The organism is Plantibacter sp. RU18, assembly GCF_050613355.1.
GTDB lineage: Bacteria > Actinomycetota > Actinomycetes > Actinomycetales > Microbacteriaceae > Plantibacter.
Window position 1 is genome coordinate 3,280,770 of sequence record NZ_CP159618.1, and the last position, 21,014, is coordinate 3,301,783.

The window sequence follows — 21,014 nt, forward strand, 5'->3', positions numbered from 1 at the left end:
TACCCAGCTGTTACATTCGGCAGCGTGCTCTCGCCCATCACATGTCGGAGGGCAACAGGTAGCCTGGACGTCGACCCGCAGCTCGCGGGAAGCCCGAGCTCGGGCACCGGACACGGGGGAACCACATCACCATGAAGAAGAACGCAAGTGCACTCGTCGGAGCGATCGCCGTCGCAGGCCTGCTCCTCACCGGTTGCGCCGGTGGCGCACAGAGCAAGGCGGACGCCTGCAAGGTCATCGAGTCCGAGGTGACCGACTCCGCAGCCCAGCTGCAGTCCGGCCTGAGCACCCTCTCCTCCGACCCCGAAGGCGCCGTCGCCCAGCTCGACGAATTCGCCGACACCTTCGACAGCGCGGCAGGCAAGGTCACCAACGAGGACGTCAAGAAGTCCGCCGACGCCTCCGTCGCGGCGCTCAAGGCCTTCATCACCGAGGCCAAGACGGCGGTCGACGACCCGGCCTCGGCCGACCAGACGAAGCTCACCGACTCACTGACGAAGCTCCAGGACGAGTTCACCACGCTCGGCACCTCCTGCAGCCTCTGAGCACGAGAGCATGACGAAGCGGGCCCCGGATCGTATGATCCTGGGCCCGCTTCGTCGCTCCGGCCGGACTACTCCGTGCGCCCCACCCGCAGTGTGACGATCTCGAAGGGGCGCAGGCTGAGTCGGACGGACCCGTCTGCCGCGACCTCCGGCTGCTCACCCAGCTCACGCTCGAGCAGATCGGTGCGCGTCACCGTGGCGACACCGAACCCGAAGGACACCCGTCCGGCCGACCGCCCGCCCGAGGCCTCGTAGAGCCGGACGACGAGATCGCCCGAGCGGTCCTCGGCGAGCTTGACCGCCTCGACCACCACACCGGGTCCGTCGACGACGACGAGCGGCTCGACGGCGGAACCCTGCACCTCGCGCAGCGGCAGGTTGATGCGATACCCCTCCTCGGCCGCCTCCAGGATGCCCGCGCCGACCGTGAGCGTCGACCGCAGCACGTGCTCACCCTGGTCGGCCTGCGGATCCGGGAAGACCGGGGCACGGAGCAGGGACTGCCGTACGAGCGTCGTCGTTCCGCCGTCATCGCGTGTCGACCGCGTGATGTCGTGTCCGTAGGTCGAGTCGTTCGCCACGGCGAATCCGTAACCAGGCTCCGCAACGTGCACCCAGCGGTGAGCGGCGGTCTCGAACCTGGCCGCGTCCCAGGAGGTGTTCACGGCGGTCGGGCGGTCGATGTGTCCGAACTGGATCTCCGAGCTGGCCTGATCGGCGCGCACATCGAGCGGGAATGCAAGTTTCAGCAGCTTCTGGCGCTCGTGCCAGTCGACCGTCGTGACGATGTCGACGGTCGGTCGTCCAGCATCGACGCCGATCGTCTGGATGATCGTCGAGGAGCCGAAGCTGCGACGGACGTGCACTGCGACGCGCGACGGGGTGTTCTCAGCCGCTTCGACCGCATCCGCAGCATCGAGGACGGTGAGGTGGCTCCGATACGCGACGTCGATGTCCCAGGCGTCCCATTGGTTCGGGGTGTCCCGGAAGAGCTGCAGTTCACCCGCGAACTCCCCTGGCGCGACCGCCTCCCGCTCCCCTGCGACGTCGTAGATGGAACTGAGCCTGCCCTGCTCGTCGATCGTGACGCGCACGAGTCCGTTGTCGAGGACGAAGCCGCCGCCCTCCGTTGCGGAGATGGTCGCGCCGCTCTGCTCGACGGGCGTGGATGCCCCGAACGCCGGTATGCCGTCGACGGCATACGGCGAGGCGTTCACGAGCACCGGGGCTGTGGCCTCCCCGGAGAGGGCCCCGAGCGACGACCGGATGAGTCCGTTCAGGCGCTCCGCGACCTCGGCGTAGTTCGCCTCGGCCACCTGATGCACCCAGGCGATCGAGGAGCCCGGCAGGATGTCGTGGAACTGCTGCAGCAGGACCGTGTGCCACGAGGTCGCGAGCGCCTCGTACGGGTACTCGGCCCCGGTGCGGATCGCGGCGGTCGCCGCCCACAACTCGGCTTCGCGCAGGAGGTGCTCGCTTCGACGATTGCCCCGCTTCGTCCGCGCCTGCGAGGTGTATGTGCCACGGTGGAATTCGAGGTAGAGCTCGCCCGACCACACGGGCGGGCTCGGGTAGCTCTCGCGCGCGGCGTCGAAGAACGCGGTCGGAGTAGCGATCTCGACGGTCGGCGAGCCCTCCAGCGAGCGCGTGCGAGCGGCCACGGCGAGCATCTCGCGCGTGGGTCCACCGCCGCCGTCACCGTAGCCGAACGGGATGAGCGACACGTTCGACTCACCCTTCTCCTGGTACTGGCGCTGAGCACGGTGCAGGTCCGTCGCATCGAGCACCGAGTTGTACGTGTCAGCCGGCGGGAAGTGTGTGAACACCCTGGTGCCGTCGATGCCCTCCCAGCGGAAGGTGTGATGCGGGAAACGGTTCGTCTCGTTCCAGGAGATCTTCTGGGTGAGGAAGTTCTCGGCCCCGGCCGCGGTCACGATCTGGGGCAGCGCTGCCGAGTAACCGAAGGAGTCGGGCAGCCACACGTCGGTGACCTCCAGGCCGAACTCCTCCTGGAAGAAGCCCTTGCCTGCGACGAACTGACGCGCCATCGCCTCGCCGCCCGGCATGTTCGTGTCGGACTCGACCCACATGCCGCCGACGGGCACGAATCGCCCTTCGGCCACTCGCGCACGGATGCGCTCGAAGAGCGCCGGGTAGTGGTCCCGCATCCAGGCGAACTGCTGCGCGGACGAACACGCGAACACGAACTCCGGGTCCTGGCCCATGAGGTCGAGGACGTTGGAGAAGGTCCTCGCACATTTGCGGATGGTCTCCCGCACCGGCCACAGCCAGGCGGAGTCGATGTGGGCGTGGCCGACGCCGATGATCCGATGGGCGCTCGCGTAGGCGGGCGAGGCGAGGAGCGGGGCGAGGATCTCGCGCGCCGCCGGTGCCGTCGCGGCGACGTCCTCCGGATCGACCGCGTCGACCGCCCGTCCGAGCCCGCGCAGGAGTTCCGCGCGGCGCGGCAGCTCGGCGCCGAGCTCACGACGCAGCCCGTCGAGCGTGAAGATGTCCTGCAGGAGTTCCCAGACGGGGAGGTCGATCTGCACGATGTCGACCCGGCGCAACCGGTAGATCGGTTCGGTACCCGCCGTCGCTTTGTCGCCGAGCTGCGTCGGCGCGTAGTTCCAATTGCCGGCGACATCGGGGTTCGAGGCGGCTTCCACCCACACGTCGATCGCTCCACCGGCACCCACACTCACGGGAACGTGCATGTTGAGAGGCTCGAGCGCCTTGATGATCGCGCCGCTCGGATCGTAGACGAGCCCCTCTGCCTGGAAGCCCGGCTGCGTGATCGCGAAGCCCAGGTCGATCGCGAGCTCGACACGCGTGTCCGGCTCGTCCCATCCATCCGGCACGATTCCGGTCACGTGGAACCAGGTGGTCCCCCACGGCTTGCCCCACGGTGTCCCGACGCTGAACGGCGTGTATTCGGCCGCGATCGCATCCGCGAACGGGACCGGTTCGTCCGGGACCTCCCACGCGCTGACGGTGAGCGGAGTGCTGCGGCGGAAGACGGCCGGGGTCAGACGTTCCGGGACGAAACGGGCGATGCGGGCCTCGATGAGCGGGTCGTCATGGTGCATGAGGATGTCCTTCGACTGATGTGAGCTGGAACCTGGGTCTGGCGGCGGACGGGCGGGCGGCGAACGCCCCCTCCCCGAGCGACGCGTCACCCCTTGACCGCCCCGGCCAGCGCGAACGAGCCGCCGGTCCGGGACACGAGCACATAGAGCGCGAGGACCGGGACCGAGTAGATGAGCGAGAATGCGGCGAGCTGGCCGTAGGCCACAGAGCCGTACTGCCCGAAGAACGTGAAGATGCTCACCGCGGCAGGCTGCTGCTCGGGACTCAACAGCAGGACGAACGGGACGAAGAAGTTCCCCCAGGCGCCGATGAACACGAAGATGAACACCACGCCGATGCCGGGGCGCATGAGCGGCACGACGATCCTGGTGAGCGTCGACATCATCGACGCCCCGTCCACCCAGGCAGCTTCCTCCAGACTCACCGGCACGGAGTCCATGAAGTTCTTCATCATCCAGATCGCCATCGGCAACGACGTCGCGGCGAGGAACAGGATCGTCCCCCCGATCGAGTCGATCAGGTTGAACGCCACGAACAGACTGTAGACGGGCACCATCATCGCGGTGATCGGCAGGCAGGTCCCGAACAGCACCCCGTACAGGAACGGCTTGTTCACGCGCATCCGGTACCGCGACAACGGGTAGGCGGCGAGCACAGCGCAGACCACCGTGATGATCGCGCAGCCCCCCGACAGCAGCAGCGAGTTGAGCAGCGGGATGAGCGCCGTCTCCGGCGTCAGGACCGCGATGAAGTTGTCGAGCGAGAACGTCTCCGGCAACTTCACCGACAGCGTCGCGCTCGTGTCGAGCGAGGCCAGGAGCAGCCACAGCATCGGCAGGAGGAAGCACAGCCCGATCACGACGAGCACGGTGTTGGAGACGACACGCATGGACGTGCCGCTCGGTGAGGTCATGGCCATGTCAGTCGACCTCCGGTTTCAAAGCCTTCAGGTACACGACCGAGCACAGCGCGCCGACGATCAACAGGATGGTCGCGATCGCCGTCCCGAAGCCGAGCTCACCGAACTTGAACGCCTCCTGATAGGCGAGGAGTGGCAAGGTGGTGCTGTCCGTCCCCGGTCCGCCGCCCGTCATCACGAAGATGAGGCCGAAGACCGACAGCGTCTGCAGGGTGGTCAGCATGAGGTTCGTGGAGATGCTGCGACGGATCATCGGCAGCGTGATGTAGCGGAGCCGTTGCCAGCCGCGGGCACCGTCGACGGCTGCCGACTCGGTGATCTCCGGCGGAACGTCGTTGAGCGCTGCGGTGTAGACGAGCATCGAGAACGCGGTGCCTCGCCAGATGTTCGCGAGGATCACGGACAGCATCGGGAAGCTGTACAGCCAGCTCGGCCCCGTGATCCCGATCGTGGCGAGCAGACTGTTCAATGTGCCGTCCGCGCTGAAGAACGCGTAGGCCGCGAACGCACCGACCACCTCCGGCAGGACCCAGGCGCCGACGACGAGCGTGCCGACGACACCGCGGACCGCGCCGTTCGCCGACTGCATCAGGAGCGCGAGCCCGAGTCCGAGCACGTTCTGACCGACGATCGCCGAGGCGATCAGGAACACGAAGGTGAGGAGGACGGATTTCGGGAAGTCGGGGTCCTGGAAGAGCGCGATGTAGTTGTCGAAACCGACGAAGGACGCCCCCTGCGCGGCCGACCCGGACAGCGACGAGTCGGTGAGGGAACCGTAGAACGACGAGATGACGGGGCCGAGCAGGAAGACCGCGAGCAGGAGTACCGCCGGCAGGAGCGGGATCGAGCGGATGAGACTCCGCCTGGCCCCGCTGCGCCGCCGGTCCCTGCGATGCTGCTCCGGATCAGGAGTCCGACCCGGAGCAGCTGCGATGGCAGTGGCGGTCACGCTACTTCGCCTCGGTCGTGCCGTCTTCGCCCACGATGCCGATGACCGCCTTGTCGTAGGCCGCCGCGGCTTCCTTCGCCGTCTGCTGGCCGGTCATCACAGCCTCCATCGCGACGGTGATCTCGTTGGAGATCTTCGCGTAGTCGCTTGTCGCCGGACGGAAGTGGGTCACGTCGACGATCTCGGAGAAGAAGCCGAAGGTCGGGTTCGACGCCTGGTAGTCCGTGTCCTCGGAGACATCGCTCCGCACGGCGATCTGGCTGGCTGCGATGTCGTAGCTCTGCGAGTTGTCCTTGTTGAGCGCGAGTTCGATGAACTTCCACGCCGCGTCCTTGTTCTGGCTCTTCGAGCCCATGGCGAGCGTCCACCCGCCCGACATGCTCGTCGCTCCGGGCTCCTGGCCGTCCTGCGTCGGCATGGGCGTCTGGGCCATCACGTCGTTCCACTCGGGCCACGGTGCCGTTCCGGTCTCGAGCCATGTGCCGCTCAACCAGGAACCGTCGAGGCTGATGCCGAGTGTGCCCTGCGGCAGCCATTCGTTGGCGATCGAGGTGCCGACGTTCTTGTCGAGCGCCTGCTCGGGTGTCGGGCCGAGGCCGTCCTGGTAGATGTCGCCGATGAACTCGAGCGAGTCGACGAACCCCTGCGAGCCGACCACCCACTTCTGGCTGTCCGCGTCGTAGAGGGTGTCGTCGGTGCCGTAGAGGAACATCTCGAAGCCCTGCATCGTGGCGGCCTCGCCCTGCGCCTTGCCCGAGTAGATGTTCAGGGGGATGACGTCCGGGTCGGCGGCTTTCAGCGTCTCGGCCGCATCGCGAACGTCGGCCCAGGTCTTCGGCTCCCACGGCACCGGGAGGCCGGCGTCGGCGAAGAGGTCCTTGTTGTACCAGAGGGCCCGGGTGTCGGTCCCCATCGGAATGCCGTAGGTCTTCCCGTCGTCGCCGAGGCCTGCGGCTTTGGCGTTCTCGTAGAACTTGTCCCATTCGTCCCAGTCGCCGAGGTACTCGTCGAGCGGTGCGAGGTAGCCGGCGTCGGCGTCGGACTTCACCATGAAGGTGTCCTCGTACATGATGTCCGGCGCGGTCGAGGCTGACTTGTTCATGAGCGCGAGCTTTGTGAAGTAGTCGTTCTGCTGGGCTTCGATCGGGATGAGCTTGACCGTGACGCCTGGGTTCGCCTCCTCGTACGCCGCCTTGACCTGCTTCATATGGTCGTCCAGTTGGGTGAAGGTGCCGAACTTCTGGTACGCGACCTTGAGGGTGTTGGCGTCTCCCCCGCCTCCGGCACTACAACCAGCGAGGACCAGACCTGCCGTTGCAGCGATGGCGACGACTCCGAGTGTGCGCTTCATGGATGCTCCCTTGCTCCACGACCGTTCCTCCACGAGCGGCTCCGTCGCCGCTGTGCGTTGGTCAGGGATAACTCAATCGAATTGATTAAGTCCTGTCAAGAGGTTTCTCCATCGAAGTGAAGAACTCTGCCGCCACGTGCCCCAGGTGGCGGACAGCCGACGATCAGCGGGAGAGCAGCAGCGCCGACGGACGCGGAGAGAAGGTGTTGTCGAGGACGAGGCAAGCTGCCCCGACGGCCGTGACGTCGCTCTCGGCACCCGACTCGGCCAGGACGATCTCGTGACGTTGGACGAGCGCCGGGTGCGCCGCGAGGAGCTGCGGGACACGGCTCAGCAGCGCTTCACCGAGCGGCTGCCAGAACGGGCCACCGAAGACGATCCGGTCGACGTCGAGGAGGTTCACGACGGTCACGAGTGCATCGGCGATCCGCGACGCGGCCACATCGAGCAGCAGCACGGAGGCAGGCTCGCCACGTCGTCCCGCAGCGGCCAGCGCTTCGAGTCCGGCGAGCAGCTGCGCAGCGTCAGGCTCCCCGCCCACAGCCTCGATCGTCCCGGCGGACACGGCCTCGCGCACGAGCTGTGCCGGGGCGATGAGGACGCCGACGCACCCCGTCCGTCCGCACGGGCACAGCGCGCCACCCAGGCGCTCATCGACGATGATGTGACCGGCGTCACCCGCGTTGTGGCTCGACCCTCGCACCACCTCGTGACCGAGCACCAGTCCGATCCCGAAGCCGGTGCCGTAGTAGAAGAACGCGAAGTTGTCCCGCTGCTCCCCGCTCCGCAGCCAGAGCTCGGCGACCGCCGCTGCGGTCACGTCCTTCTCGAGGAGCACCGGTAGACCGGTCGCCTCCAGGAGCGCGTCGCGCAGTTCGACAAGCTCCCACCCGATGAGGAGCGGTGGGTCGATGAGGATCCCCCGCGCAGCGTCGATCGGCCCAGGGGCGGCGATTCCGACGCCGAGCACGTCTGCCCGCGCCACCCCGGTCTCGGTGATGAGCGCCTCGATGGACGCTGCGATCGTCGAGATCGCCACCGCAGGCGAGGTCGCGGAGGGTGTGAGGCTGCGCGAGTGGGCGATGACCCGCCCCTCCAGGTCGAGCATGACGTAGGTGATGACGCTGGGATCGAGGTGCACACCGATCGCCACGCGCGCTCTGGCCTCCAGCTGGAGGATCGTCCGCGGCTTGCCCTGGCCTCCACTCGACTTCCCCGTTTCGAGAACGACGCCGTCGGCGAGCAGACGCTTGGCGACGTTCGAGACGGTCTGCGCCGAGAGCCCGGTCTGACCGGCGAGTTCCACCCGGCTCAGTCCGGCCGGCGCCCGGCGGATCAGGTCGAGCACCACCGCCCGGTTGTACCCGCCGAGAGCCGGCAGATTGGTGCCTCGTTGCACGTGGCCTCCCTCGGACATCGGATGAATCGATCCATCACAGTATGCCCGTCACGAGCGTCGTCACCGCGCGACGCACCAATCGGCTACTTCACCGATCCTTCCGTGAGACCACCGCGCCAGAAGCGCTGGAGCACGATCATGGCGATCGCGAGCGGGATGATCGAGAGCAACGCGCCGCCGGTCGTCAGTTCGTAGAACTCGGGTAGTCGATCCACCTGGCTCCGCCAGTTGTTCAGGCCGAGCGTGATCGGATACAGCTCGCTGTCCGACAGCATCACCAACGGCAGGAAGTAGTTGTTCCAGATGCCCACGAGTTGGAACAGGAAGACGGTCACGAGCGCCGGAGTGAGGATCTTGAGACCCACGGTGTGGAAGATCCGCAGCTCGCTGGCCCCGTCGATCCGCGCTGCCTCGATGAGCGAGTCGTCGATCGTCGCGTCCGCGTAGATGCGGCAGAGGAACAACCCGAAGGGCGACACCAGCGACGGCAGCAGCACCGACCAGTAGGTGTTGGCGAGACCCATCTGGCTGAAGAGCAGGAACAGCGGCAGCGCGGTCGCCGTGCCGGGGACGAGCACACCGCCCAGGATCGCGCCGAACACGAGGTTCCGTCCGCGGAAGCGGTATTTGGCGAGCGCGTACCCTCCCGCAGCCGCGAGATAAGTGGCGACCAACGCGCCGACGCCTGCGTAGAGCACGGAGTTCCCGAACCACCGGACGAAGATGCCGCCGTCGTAGGTGAGCACCTCCTGCAGGTTCGACCAGAGAGAGAACTCGGAGCCGAGCAGGAATCCGTTGCTCCCGAAGAGGTCCTCGGTGCTCTTCGTGGCCGCGATGACCACCCAGTAGACCGGGACGAGGAAGTACACGGCGACGACCACGAGGATTCCGGTGACGAGGATGCGCATGCCGCGCGAGCCACCGGGTTTGCGCGGGTGATCCGTCAGCCGCCCGGCTCGCTTGGACGACGCGGCGGTCGTGATCGTGCGGGTCGCGGTCATGATGCCCTCCTCGAGGTCAGGCGCAGGAAGATGAACGACAGCGCGAACGCCACGAGAGCGATCAAGACCGCCTGCGCTGCCGCGACGTTGTAGTCGTTGTAGGCGAACGCCGTCGTGTACGCACTGAGGTTCGGCGTGTACTCGTTGTCGATCGCCGGTGAGACCGTCTGCAGCACTTGTGGTTCAGCGAAGAGCTGCAGCGTGCCGATGATCGAGAACACCGTCGTCAGGATGAGGGCCGGTCGGATGAGCGGGAGCTGGATGCTCAGCGCGACCCGCAACGGTCCTGCCCCGTCGACCTTCGCCGCTTCGTACACCTCGGTCGGGATCGCCTTCAGCTGGGCGACGATGATCATCATGTTGTAGCCCGTGTAGGTCCACGTCACGATGTTCGCGATCGACCACAGCACCGTCCCGGCTCCGAGGAAGTCGAGCTCGATGCCCATCGCTCCCGCGATGTCGATGATCGGGCTGAGGCCGGGCACGTAGAGGAACGACCACAGGATCGTCGCGATCACGCCGGGGATCCCGTACGGCAGGAAGTACACCGCGCGGAAGAAACCGGGCCACTTGACCGATGCCGATTCCAGGAGCAGCGCGAGCACGGTGCAGAGCGCGATCATGACGGTCACCTGCACGACGCCGAACAGCAGCATCCGCCCGATCGAGGCGATGAAGTTGCCGTTCTCGAGCGCCTGGGCGTAGTTCGCGAACCAGGCGAACTCCGTCGTGACACCCTCTTCGCCGAACACACCCTGCCTCGTGACCCTGACGAAGCTGCTGCCGATGGCCACGATGATCGGCAGGATGAAGGTGAGCAGGAACAGCGCGAGGAACGGACCGAGCAGGATCCAGGGCGCCGACGCTGAGGTGCGGCTCCGACGCTTCGGACCGACCCGCCGGGCATCGCCACCGGAGGCTTCCGAGCGACGCTCGGTCACCGCCGTCATGCTGCACCCTCGATCCGCAGGCCCTTGTTCCGGAAGGCTGCGATCACGTCACGCTGTCCCTGGACCACTGCATCGACGAGCGATCCGCCCGAGGCCTTCGTGCGGAATCCGTCGGCCAGGATGTTGAAGGTCTGTTGGGTCAACGGCCACCACTGCCACTCGTTGTTCTGCTCCTTCGCAGCGGGCACGAAGATCTCCTCGTTGTAGTTCTGGCCACCGAAGAACTCACTCGGCTCCTGCCGTGCGGCGCCGATGTAGGCGTCGTCCGGCGACCACCCGATCCCTGAGTTCTCGATCATCGCGTTGATCCCCGCCTCGCTCGTCGTCATCCAGACGGCGAATTCGAGCGCCTCGCGCGGATGCTTGCTGTTCGCGAGCACAGCGGCCGTCGAGCCGCCCTGGAACGTGGATCCGTACCCGGCGTCACCCCAGCGCGGCAACGGGGCGACGCGCCACTTGCCCTCAGCTCCCGAGACGCCCTGGAGGAGTGCGTCGCCCCAGCTCGCGCCTGCGAGCGAGACGATCTTGTCGTTCGCGGCAGCAGCGAACCACGCCGGAGAGAACTGGCCGTACGAGGTGGTCATCAGGCCCTCGTCGATGGCCCGGTCGAAGAACCGTGCGGTCTCCAGCGTGGCCTCGTCCGCCATGTTCACCGTCCAGCGGTCGCCGTCGATCTGGAACCAGGACGCTCCCGCCTGCGTCGCCATGGCAGCGAACCACGACGCGTCGTCGAGGGCGAAGCACTCGAGGTACATGTCGGCGTCCCGGACCGCGCCGGCCACCTGATACCACTCGTCCCACGTCGCCGGTGGTCTCGCGCCGACCTGGTCCAGCAGGTCCTGTCGGTAGTAGAGGGCCATCGGCCCGGAGTCCTGCGGGATGCCGTACACCCCATCGACGTAGGAGACCTGGTTCCAGAGGGTCTCGTTGTACCGGGGCGCGTACTCGTCGGCTCCGTATCGCCGGAGGTCGATGAGCCCGTTCACGAGGAGGAACTCGGGAAGCGTGCGCATCTCGACCTGGGCGAGGTCCGGACCACCGCCCGCCGCGAGAGCCGAGTACATCTTCTGATAGCCGCCGTCGTTGCCGCCGGGGATCCAGACGGCCTCGACCTGCACGTTCGGATGGTCGGCGTTCCAGATGTCCGCGACCTTCTGCAGGTCCTTCAGCCAGGCCCAGTAGGTGAGGGTGATCTTCTCCCCGCTCGCGGCCGGAGCGATCGTGGTGCCGGCGTTCGGTGAGACGGTGCCGGGGGTGGAACACCCTGCCAGCAGGGCCGTCGCTCCGCCCGCCGCAGCCCAGGAGAGCAGCTGTCTTCTCGTCATCGGTGACATTCCGTGGGTCCTCACTACGTCGTCGAGGTGGTGCAACGACGCTAACACGTCACCCGAACGGGTGCCGTGCAGTGCACGCGAAGCGGGGCCCGGGAGCTGTCGCTCCCGAGCCCCGCCCGGTTGGTGCTGGTGGTGACTACGCCAGGCGGGTCTTGAGGTTCGCCGAGATGGTCTCGAAGAACTCCTCGGTCGTCTGGTAGGCCTGTTCGGGCCCGACGAGGAGCGCGAGGTCCTTCGTCATGGCGCCGGACTCGACCGTCTTGATGACGACGTCCTCGAGGGTCGCAGCGAACTCGATGAGCTCCTGGTTGCCGTCGAGCACGCCACGGTGCTGCAGGCCACGGGTCCACGCGAAGATCGAGGCGATCGGGTTCGTGGATGTCGGCTTGCCCTGCTGGTGCTGGCGGTAGTGGCGCGTGACGGTGCCGTGGGCGGCCTCCGCCTCGACGATCTTGCCGTCCGGAGTAGCGAGCACGCTCGTCATGAGGCCGAGCGAACCGAAGCCCTGGGCGACGGTGTCGGACTGGACGTCGCCGTCGTAGTTCTTGCACGCCCAGACATAGCCGCCCTCCCACTTCATGGCCGAGGCGACCATGTCGTCGATGAGACGGTGCTCGTAGGTGATGCCTGCGGCTTCGAACTGCTCCTTGAACTCGGCGTCGAAGATCTCCTGGAAGATGTCCTTGAAGCGGCCGTCGTAGGCCTTCAGGATCGTGTTCTTCGTGGAGAGGTACACCGGGTAGTTGCGGTTGAGGCCGTAGTTGAGACTCGCCCGTGCGAAGTCACGGATCGACGAGTCCAGGTTGTACTGGACCTGTGCGATACCGTCGCCCGGCGACTGGAAGACCTCGAACTTCTGCGGTTCTGAGCCGTCATCCGGCGTGAACTCGACCGTGAGCTTGCCCTCGCCCTTGAACAGGAAGTCGGTGGCACGGTACTGGTCGCCGAAGGCGTGACGCCCGATGATGATCGGCTTGTTCCACCCGGGCACCAGGCGCGGGATGTTCGAGATGATGATCGGCTCGCGGAAGATGACGCCACCGAGGATGTTGCGGATGGTGCCGTTCGGGCTCCGCCACATCTTCTTCAGGCCGAACTCCTCGACACGCGCCTCGTCGGGCGTGATCGTGGCGCACTTGACGCCGACGCCGTGCTTCTGGATGGCATGCGCGGCGTCGATGGTGATCTGGTCATCGGTCTCGTCGCGCTTCTGGATGCCGAGGTCGTAGTACTCGAGGTTCACATCGAGGTAGGGGTGGATGAGCGAGTCCTTGATGAACTGCCAGATGATGCGAGTCATCTCATCGCCGTCGAGTTCGACGACGGTGCCTTCGACCTTGATCTTCGACACTGATTGTCCTTTCTGGTGCCGCCCTGAGCCGAGCGGCCTACGGAGGTGCGCACGCGGTGGAGTGCTCCGCATGGCATGGAGGAGACCGCATCCGAAAGGTGGGACGGCACGGCCGGGACCTAGCTTACAAGACCAGCCAGGTCTCTTGACATCGAGACAGTTCCTGAACGGCCGTCGGGCACGCGTCCCTCGTCGCCTGTGCGTCGGCCGTGGATGTCGGCGGGAGCCGCGTGTCGGCCGTTCGACGGGCTACCCGAGGTCGGCCGGACAGGTTAGCCTGAAGACATGGCTGAGCTGCGACTGGAAGAGCTGTCCGCGTCAACGATCGTGGCGGTCAACGCGCTCACCATGAAACCCGGTCAGGAGCAGTTCGTCGCGCCGGTGTCCTATGCGGTCGCGGCTGCGGTCGTGAACCCGGCCACCTCCTGGCAGCGCGTCGTGCTCGACGGCGACGAGGTCGTGGGGTTCGTGTCCGCGAACTTCGACCACGAGGCGATGCAGGACGAGTTCCGTTCCGCGCTCTGGCGCATCAACGTCGACGCCGACGACCAGGGCCGAGGCGTCGGTCGTTTCGCCGTCGCGTCCCTCATCGACGAAGCTCGCAAGCGCGGCTTCGACCACGTCAACGTCATCTACGAGCCCGGCGACCTCGGCCCTGAGGCGTTCTTCCTCCGCGTGGGCTTCAGCCCCGTCGGCGAGACCGCCTACGGCGAGACCATCGGCAGCATCAGCCTGTGAGCCTCTGAGAACCAGACGGCGCCCTCGTGACCCATGATCATGCCGCGATCGACACGGCGGACGGGTTCGCCGAAGCCGTCCTCGCCGTCGTCGCCGACATCCCGGAGGGCTGCGCCCTGAGCTACGGGCAGGTCGCGTCGATCATCGGTTCGAAGTCCGCTCGAGGAGTCGGCCGAGTGATGGCGCAGTACGGTCACTCCGTCCCCTGGTGGCGCGTCGTGCGTTCCGGAGGATTCCCTCCGAGCGGTCATGAGGACCGCGCGCTCGAGCACTACGAGGCCGAGGGCACGCCGGTCGTCGCACTGAACGGCGGGCGCTACCGGCTCGGCCGCGAAGCGCTGCTGCACTGACGCGACCGTCGCGGCATCACCGAGGACTCACGCCGGAAGCTCCATGGAGATCACGGTCCCCTGGCCGCTCTGGCTCTCGACCCGCATCGATCCGCCGACGGCGTCCACCCGGTCCGCGAGCCTGCGAAGTCCGCTTCCGGCTGCCGGGTCGGCGCCGCCGACACCGTTGTCGGCGACCATCACGAGCAGCGCGCCGTCGGCGTCTGCCGACACCACGACGTCGCACGCGGTCGCGAGGGAGTACTTCGTCACGTTCGCCAGGCACTCCGACACGAAGTAGTACACCGTCGACTCGATCAGTTGTTTCGGCCGCTCGCGCAGCTCCACGTTCACCCGCGTCACGACCGTGCAGCGACGCCCGAGCTCGGCGAGCGCCGGCCCGAGTCCTCCCTCGGCGAGGAGCGCGGGGTGCAGACCTCTCGCCAGCTCGCGCAACTCCTTGATCGCGCTGGCGAGCTGGTCGATCGTCGTCTCGAGGCCCTCCGCGAGGGCGAGCTGCCCATCGGCGCGCGCTTCGTCGCTCGCCATCCGCAGCCGCAGGGCGACGGAGAACAACTGCTGTTGGGACCCGTCGTGCAGGTCGCGTTCGGCACGACGGCGCGCCTCGTCAGCGGCCTGCACGATCCTGAGGCGCGAACGGTTGACCTCACGGAGCGTCTGCCTGAGCTCGGCAGTGAGGCGCTCGTTATCGATCATGATGCGGAGCGAAGCGGACACCGAACGGAGCAGCTGCGGGTTGTCGAGGAGCGCCGCATCGTGCTCGATGTAGACGAGCGGCGCGTCGGCGTCTCCGACGGTCGACATCGCCCGCCCGCGAGCGTCACGGTCCGTCGTGCGTTGGGACCCTGGCCAGACCAGTCGGGCCGTCCGATCGCCGAGCACCGTCTTCACCGAGCCGTCCCATCGGTCGTGACCCGTCTCCGTCGTCTCACCCGTCTGCACGAGATCGACCGCCCTCGCGCGGAGGGTGCGCATCCGGATCAGCCCCGTCGCGTAGGCGGCCGGGACGAACACGACCGAGAAGACGTTGAGGTCCTCGACCACGAGCCGGAGTTCCTGCGGCCAGTCGCTGAGCCTGGCGAGCGACCAGACGACGCCGATCACCAGCCAGATGACGAAGGCGACCGGCATGATGAAGGCCACCTGGCGGGCAGCTCCACTGCTCCGTGCCCATCGCAGGAGCACCACTCCAGCGACGACGACCGCGAACAGTCCCATCACGCCCGCGTGCACCTGTCCGAGCAGGCTCCCCAGTGCCGGGTTCGCGAGTCCCGCGTACACGCTCCGCTCATGCCCGGCGTCGAGCGGGTACTGGGGGTTCAGCAGCAGGGTCACCGTCGCGTAGCAGAGCAGATACGTGGATGCCATGATGACGAGGCGACGGTCGAACCCTCGCCGGAGTCGGCCTGCGGGGAACGCGAGAGCCAGCCAGACCAGCGCGACGCCTGGCAGGACCGAAATCCAGATGAGCAGCGGCCACGCCCAGCCGGCATCGACACCGAACGACCACATGTACGCGGACTCGGCCAGGGTGTATCCGATGACGACCCACCCCGGTGCGGCCGTCGGCGCGAGCCACCAGATGAGCCCGGCCGCGGCCAGTCCGGCCAGATGTCCGACCAGCCAGGGCAGTCCGTTGCCGTCGTCGGCCCCGGGCTGCCCGGTACCGACCGCTGCGGAGAGGAGGCAGACGAGGGCTGCAGCACCGAGGATGAGGAGGCGGAGCGGCCAGGGAAGACGCCCGGCGCCCGCTGGCGCAGGTCGAGGGAGTGAGGTGGCTCGTCCGGAGGAGCGGACGCTAGGCATCCGTGTGTTCCAGCCAGCGCACGACGGCGAGCACGCGGCGGTGATCCGCCGGGGAGTCCTCGAGTCCGAGCTTGGCCAGGATGCGGCTGATGTGGGCTTCGACGGTCTTGAGGCTCACGACGAGTGCCCTCGCGATGCCGGAGTTCGAGCGTCCCTCCGCCATGAGCGTGAGGACCTCGCGCTCGCGCTCGGTCAGGTGGTCGAGTCCGTCCGAGCGCGTGCGCTCGGCGACGAGCAGCGAAACGACCTCCGGATCCACGACGGACTCCCCCGCCGCGACACGTTCGACGGCGGCGACGAGTGTGCCGGAGTCGGAGACCCGATCCTTCAGGAGATAGCCGGTCCCGCTGCCGGAGCCGAGGGCGCGGACCGCATAGGCCGGCACGGCATAGGTGCTGAGGAGGAGGACGCCTGCGGTGAACCCGCCTGCCCGCAGCTGTTCGAGCGCGACGATCCCCTCGTCGGTGTGCGTCGGGGGCATCCGGATGTCCAGGACGACGGCATCGACCGCGAGGCCGCCCTCGATCTGCTCGACAAGTTCGGCTGCGGAACCGAGGGACGCGACGACCTGATGGCCGTTCGCCCTCAGGATCTGCACGACGCCTTCACGGAGGAGCACCGCGTCATCCGCGACGGCGACGCGCAGCACACGCGATTCGACACTGGCCATGCGCTCATTGTGGCAGGAATTTGGCCGACAGGTGTATCGCTCCCGGGCCCAGCCGCGCTGGCCGGACCCGGGAGCAGCCGATGACGGTCGACTCAGGCGATCGAGGACCGCCACGCGGCATGCATCGCCGCGAACCGCCCCTCGCCGCCGATCAGTTCGGCCGGTGCACCGTCCTCGATCACGCGACCGTACTCCATCACGAGCACGCGGTCCGCGATCGCGACGGTCGACAGACGGTGCGCGATGATGATGGCCGTACGATCCGCCAGCAGGGTCTGCAGGGCCTCCTGCACGAGCCGCTCACTCGGGATGTCGAGCGATGCCGTCGCCTCGTCGAGGATCAGCACCGCCGGATCCGCGAGGAAGGCGCGCGCGAACGACAGCAGCTGCCGCTGGCCCGCGGAGACGCGCCCACCTCGCTTGTTCACGTCGGTGTCGTAGCCGTTCGGCAACGCCTCGATGAAGGTGTCCGCACCGACGGCCTTCGCGGCCGCCTTGATCTCGTCGAGGCTCGCCTCCGGTTTGCCGAGCGCGATGTTGTCCGCGACGGAGCCGGAGAAGAGGTATGCCTCCTGGGTCACCATGACGATCGCGCGCCGAAGATCCTTCGGATGCAGATCGCGCAGGTCGACGCCGTCGAGGCGCACCGAACCCTCCGAGGGGTCGTAGAACCGGCTGATCAGCTTCGCGAGCGTCGACTTGCCGGCGCCCGTCGTCCCGACGAGCGCGATGGTCTGCCCGGCCGGGATCTCCAGATCGAAGCTCGGCAGGATCACACGGTCGGCGGCATACGCGAAGGTCACGTCGTCGAAGGTGATCCGGCCGCGCGAGGTCCAGAGGTCGACCGGCTTCACCGGGTCCGGCACGCTCGGCCGTTCCTCGAGGACACCCGAGATCTTCTCGAGGGCGGCAGCGGCCGACTGGTAGGAGTTGTAGAACATCGCCATCTCCTCCATCGGATCGAAGAACCGGCGGGTGTACAACAGGGCAGCGAGCAGCGCACCGATCGCGAGCTGTCCGTCGGCGACACGGAAGCCGCCGACGAGGAGCACGACCGCCACCGAGACGTTGCCGATGAAGACGAGCCCAGGATCGAACACGCCGAACAGCTGTATGACCTTCGCGTTGACGTCTCGGTAGTCCTCGACCAGCGAGCCGAACGCCCGCTCGTTGCGTCGCTCCTTGCGGAAAGCCTTCACCGCGCGGATGCCCGTCATCGCCTCGACGAAGAAGACGATGAGCTTCGCCGATGCCACGCGCGACTCGCGGAACAGCTTCTGCGACCGGATCTGGAACCAGCGGGTCAGCACGAACAGCGGGATCAGCGCACCGAGCAGCACAAGACCGCTGACCCAGTCGACGAGGACGAGTGCCACCGCCGTGAACCCCATGTAGAGCACGCCGGACACCAGCTGGTTGATCCCCGAGTCGAGCAGCTCGCGGATGGAGTCGAGGTCGCTCGTCTGGCGCGAGATGATCCGCCCCGAGGTGTAGCTCTCGTGGAAGTCGAGGCTGAGCTTCTGCGTCTGCAGGAACACGCGCTTGCGCAGGTCGATGAGGATGGCCTGGCTGATCCTCGCAGCCAACACGGTGTACCAGGAGATGAGCAGCGCGCCCACCGCCCCGGTCAGCACGTAGGCGCCGACGATGAGGAACGCCGGCATCCAGTCCGCGCGCTCCAGGATCGCCGGAAGCGCACGGTCGATGCCGAGCGCGATCAGCGCTGGCCCGGCCACTTGGGCCGCAGTCGACACCACGACGATGGTCATGGCGGCGATGACACGCAAGCGCAGCGGCTCGAGCAGCGAGCCGAGCAGCTTCAACGATCGGCGCCGGATGTGCGCCGACTCCTCCCGGGTGAGGTCGTTTCGCTCCTCACCCTCCACTCCCTGGACGGTTGTCGGCGGGGTCACAGGTTCACCTCCTGGCGTGCGTTCTCACGTTCATCGTCCTCGAGGCTCGAGATGACGTATCGGTAGTGCTCGTTCTCCTGCAGGAGGTCGGTGTGGCGGCCCACTGCAGTGATGCGGCCGTCCTCGAGGAGGGCGACGCGGTCGGCCAGCATGACCGTGCTCGGCCGGTGCGCGACGATCAACGCCGTCGTCGAGGCGAGGACCCGACGGAGCGCAGCCTCGACCAACGCTTCAGTGTCGACGTCGAGCGCGGACAGCGGGTCGTCGAGGACGAGTACCGCGGGGCGGGCCGCGACGGCCCTGGCCAGTGCGAGACGCTGACGCTGACCGCCGGACAGGCTGAGTCCTTCCTCACCGACCGTGGTGTCGACGCCGTCCGGCAATTCGTCCACGAAGCCCGCCTGGGCGATGTCGAGCGCTTCACGCAGCACTCGATCGGCTTCGGGCGAGTCGAGGTCGAGATCCTCGCGACCGAGCAGCACGTTCTCCTTCACGCTCGCCGAGAACAGCGTGGCGTCCTCGAACGCCATCGCGATGTGCCTCCGCAGCTCTTCGCGGCTGAGCGCCCGGATGTCGACCCCGTCGATCAGGATGCGTCCGCCGGTCACGTCATAGAGCCGTGTGGTGAGCGCCGTGATGGTCGACTTCCCAGAGCCGGTGAGCCCGACGAGGGCCATCGTCTCCCCTGGTTCGAGCCGCAACTGCACCCCGTTCACGAGGTCGGCGTAGCGCTCCGGCGAGTCCTGATACCGGAAGTGCACATCGTCGAAGACGAGCTCGCCTCTCGGCTGCGCGACGTGCTCGGGGTGCTCGGGATCGGTGATGGTGTTCACCGAGTCCATCACCTCGAAGTACCGGTCGGTCGCCGTACGGGTGTCGAAGGTCATCGCGAGCAGGAATCCGATCGACTCGATCGGGAACCGGAGCACGGTCGCCGTCGCGAAGAACGCGAACAGCTGCCCCACGGTCAGCTCGCCGATCGACGCCAACCAGACGCCCGCGAGCAGGCACAGCGCGAACGCGATGTCCGGGAGCAGCACGAGCCAGAACCAGATGCCCGCGATCGCCTTCGCCTTCTCGATCTCCGTTCCACGGAGGTCTTCGGCCTGCGTCGCGAAGTTCTTGAGCGCGTGCTTGCCGCGGCCGAACGCCTTCAGCACACGAATGCCGTGCACTGACTCCTCGACGGCCGTCGCGAGGTCACCGGCCTGGTCCTGGCTTCGCCTGGCGATCACCGAGTACTTGGCCTCGAAGGTGAATCCGAAGACCCACACCGGGATGGCCAGCGCGATGAAGATCAACCCGAGCAGCCAGTTCCAGGTGAACAGGATGACCGCGCCCACCCCGATCGTGACGCCGTTCACGATGAGGAGCACGAAGCCGAACGAGATCCACCTGCGGATGAGGCCGAGGTCGCTCACCGCACGGGACAGCAGCTGCCCGCTCTGCCAGCGGTCGTGGAAGTTGACCGGCAGGTCCTGCAGTTTGGCGAACAACGCGTTGCGCATGCGTGCCTCGACGTGGGTTCCGGGGGTGAGCACGAACCAGCGCCGTAGCGCGATCATGATCGCCTCGACGATGCCGAGCGCGAGCACGACGAACACCGCCGGCCAGATCTGCGAGGAGTCGCCGGAGGACAGCGGGCCGTCGACCAGCGACTGCAGCACGAGCGGGATGGCGAGCGCGACGAGGCCGGCGCCGAGCGCGGCGACCATGCCGAGCACGATGCGCGGCATCGCCGTCTTCGCATAGGGGTAGATCCGAAGCAGGGCACGGAACGTGCTCTGGCGCGGTTGGACAGGACGGCGGTCATCGCCGAGCGAGGTCATTGCAGGACATCCTTGCGAGAGAGTCGTCGACGACGTGCGCCGACGGAATGATGGTCGTGAAGCTGCCGGACGGCGAGGTCGCTGAGCGAGGTCGCAGCATCCGGTGACGGGTCCGGTCGATGGCCGGACGGATGGGGTGGTGGTGGTCGGCTAGTGCGGCGCGTCGGCGTCCGCGTTCGCGTCGGCCACGACGACACCGGGGGCGGAGGCGGAGCGTGCGCGCTTGACCGTCGGCGTGAGCACGGTGGGGTTCGAGAGCGTCATGACATCCTCCTCATCCTGTGGGGCGAGAGCCGCGGGACAGGGTGTACAGGTCGCACCCGATAGCGGACGGCAGCCGATCACGGTGAACGAGGCTCGGTGCAGCAGACCAGACTATGGCAGTTGTGCGATCGACTGCAAGCATTCCATGCAGCTGCACGGACCTCGGCGGGCGCGGAGGCTCAGCCGATCGGTTCGTCGACGATTCCGACGAAGGCTCCGATGCCGTCGACCTCACGACGTCGCTGCCCCACCGGAACAGCCGGGAGCTCGTCGGCACCGTGCCAGGAACAGCTCACCATCGAGAACTCCGGCCACCACTTCTTGGGTCGGAGCGTCTCACTCGTGCCGCAGATCGTGCAGCGCAGCTCCACCCACACCGGACGCTTGCCGGTGCGGTTGGCGCGTGACTGCACGTACCAGGCCGGCGGCTCGGCCAGGAAGGCGGCGAGCTGCTCCGCCGACCAGAACGGCGGGATCCCGTGGTGGCGCGCCATCTCGAGAGGGATGTCCAGTCGCTGCGCGATGGTCCTCCGGCTCAGATCCCGGCCCCCGCGT

Annotated in this window: 17 protein-coding genes; 3 read left to right on the top strand and 14 right to left on the bottom strand. The window is 67.3% G+C overall.

Annotated elements, in window-relative coordinates; all coding sequences use genetic code 11:
- The first annotated feature begins 131 nt into the window (after nucleotides 1-131).
- Complete coding sequence (locus ABMA10_RS15785) at nucleotides 132-545, top strand: hypothetical protein (RefSeq protein ID WP_347868632.1); 414 nt, start codon at nucleotides 132-134, stop codon at nucleotides 543-545.
- A 68-nt stretch (nucleotides 546-613) separates the two neighbouring features.
- On the opposite strand, the gene ABMA10_RS15790 is transcribed toward ABMA10_RS15785, so the two are convergent.
- The 9 genes from ABMA10_RS15790 to ABMA10_RS15830 form a co-directional block, all read right to left on the bottom strand.
- Nucleotides 614-3,634: an alpha-mannosidase gene (locus ABMA10_RS15790; protein WP_347868633.1), complete on the bottom strand. Its 3,021-nt coding sequence runs from the start codon at nucleotides 3,632-3,634 to the stop codon at nucleotides 614-616.
- Between the two features lie 86 nt (nucleotides 3,635-3,720).
- Nucleotides 3,721-4,554 (bottom strand): carbohydrate ABC transporter permease, encoded by an 834-nt coding sequence (locus tag ABMA10_RS15795; RefSeq protein WP_347868634.1) that lies wholly within the window; start codon nucleotides 4,552-4,554, stop codon nucleotides 3,721-3,723.
- A gap of 1 nt (nucleotide 4,555) precedes the next feature.
- Nucleotides 4,556-5,503 carry a carbohydrate ABC transporter permease gene (locus tag ABMA10_RS15800; protein WP_414693665.1) on the bottom strand — a complete coding sequence of 316 codons (948 nt, stop codon included), beginning with the start codon at nucleotides 5,501-5,503 and terminating at the stop codon, nucleotides 4,556-4,558.
- A 1-nt stretch (nucleotide 5,504) separates the two neighbouring features.
- Complete coding sequence (locus tag ABMA10_RS15805; RefSeq protein ID WP_347868635.1) at nucleotides 5,505-6,854, bottom strand: extracellular solute-binding protein; 1,350 nt, start codon at nucleotides 6,852-6,854, stop codon at nucleotides 5,505-5,507.
- Nucleotides 6,855-7,017: 163 nt separating this feature from the next.
- Nucleotides 7,018-8,253 (bottom strand): ROK family transcriptional regulator, encoded by a 1,236-nt coding sequence (locus tag ABMA10_RS15810; protein WP_347868636.1) that lies wholly within the window; start codon nucleotides 8,251-8,253, stop codon nucleotides 7,018-7,020.
- 83 nt (nucleotides 8,254-8,336) lie between these two features.
- Nucleotides 8,337-9,254: a carbohydrate ABC transporter permease gene (locus tag ABMA10_RS15815; protein ID WP_414693666.1), complete on the bottom strand. Its 918-nt coding sequence runs from the start codon at nucleotides 9,252-9,254 to the stop codon at nucleotides 8,337-8,339.
- The gene (locus ABMA10_RS15820; RefSeq protein ID WP_347868637.1) at nucleotides 9,251-10,204 is read right to left on the bottom strand and encodes a carbohydrate ABC transporter permease; all 954 of its coding nucleotides are present in this window, start codon (nucleotides 10,202-10,204) and stop codon (nucleotides 9,251-9,253) included. Before ABMA10_RS15820 ends, ABMA10_RS15815 begins: the two co-directional genes overlap by 4 nt.
- Nucleotides 10,201-11,538, bottom strand: a complete 1,338-nt coding sequence (locus ABMA10_RS15825) for an extracellular solute-binding protein (RefSeq protein WP_347868638.1) — start codon at nucleotides 11,536-11,538, stop codon at nucleotides 10,201-10,203. The genes ABMA10_RS15820 and ABMA10_RS15825 overlap by 4 nt, the downstream gene beginning before the upstream one ends.
- Before the next feature lie 136 nt (nucleotides 11,539-11,674).
- Nucleotides 11,675-12,889: an NADP-dependent isocitrate dehydrogenase gene (locus ABMA10_RS15830; protein ID WP_347868639.1), complete on the bottom strand. Its 1,215-nt coding sequence runs from the start codon at nucleotides 12,887-12,889 to the stop codon at nucleotides 11,675-11,677.
- Between the two features lie 285 nt (nucleotides 12,890-13,174).
- Between ABMA10_RS15830 and ABMA10_RS15835 the strand changes: the two genes are divergently transcribed.
- Complete coding sequence (locus tag ABMA10_RS15835) at nucleotides 13,175-13,627, top strand: GNAT family N-acetyltransferase (protein ID WP_347868640.1); 453 nt, start codon at nucleotides 13,175-13,177, stop codon at nucleotides 13,625-13,627.
- A gap of 26 nt (nucleotides 13,628-13,653) precedes the next feature.
- Nucleotides 13,654-13,977, top strand: coding sequence for an MGMT family protein (locus tag ABMA10_RS15840; RefSeq protein ID WP_347868641.1), 324 nt, complete (start codon nucleotides 13,654-13,656; stop codon nucleotides 13,975-13,977).
- 27 nt (nucleotides 13,978-14,004) lie between these two features.
- Here the strand turns inward: ABMA10_RS15840 and ABMA10_RS15845 are convergent, their stop codons facing one another.
- The 5 genes from ABMA10_RS15845 to ABMA10_RS15865 form a co-directional block, all read right to left on the bottom strand.
- Nucleotides 14,005-15,783, bottom strand: coding sequence for a sensor histidine kinase (locus tag ABMA10_RS15845; protein ID WP_347868642.1), 1,779 nt, complete (start codon nucleotides 15,781-15,783; stop codon nucleotides 14,005-14,007).
- A complete protein-coding gene (locus ABMA10_RS15850) occupies nucleotides 15,776-16,453 on the bottom strand; it encodes a response regulator transcription factor (protein ID WP_347868643.1) in 678 nt (225 codons plus the stop codon). Before ABMA10_RS15850 ends, ABMA10_RS15845 begins: the two co-directional genes overlap by 8 nt.
- A gap of 92 nt (nucleotides 16,454-16,545) precedes the next feature.
- Nucleotides 16,546-18,366, bottom strand: a complete 1,821-nt coding sequence (locus ABMA10_RS15855; protein ID WP_347868644.1) for an ABC transporter ATP-binding protein — start codon at nucleotides 18,364-18,366, stop codon at nucleotides 16,546-16,548.
- Nucleotides 18,363-20,195, bottom strand: coding sequence for an ABC transporter ATP-binding protein (locus ABMA10_RS15860; RefSeq protein WP_347868645.1), 1,833 nt, complete (start codon nucleotides 20,193-20,195; stop codon nucleotides 18,363-18,365). The genes ABMA10_RS15855 and ABMA10_RS15860 overlap by 4 nt, the downstream gene beginning before the upstream one ends.
- A 443-nt stretch (nucleotides 20,196-20,638) precedes the next feature.
- Complete coding sequence (locus tag ABMA10_RS15865; RefSeq protein ID WP_347868646.1) at nucleotides 20,639-20,953, bottom strand: hypothetical protein; 315 nt, start codon at nucleotides 20,951-20,953, stop codon at nucleotides 20,639-20,641.
- Between the last annotated feature and the right edge of the window lie 61 nt (nucleotides 20,954-21,014).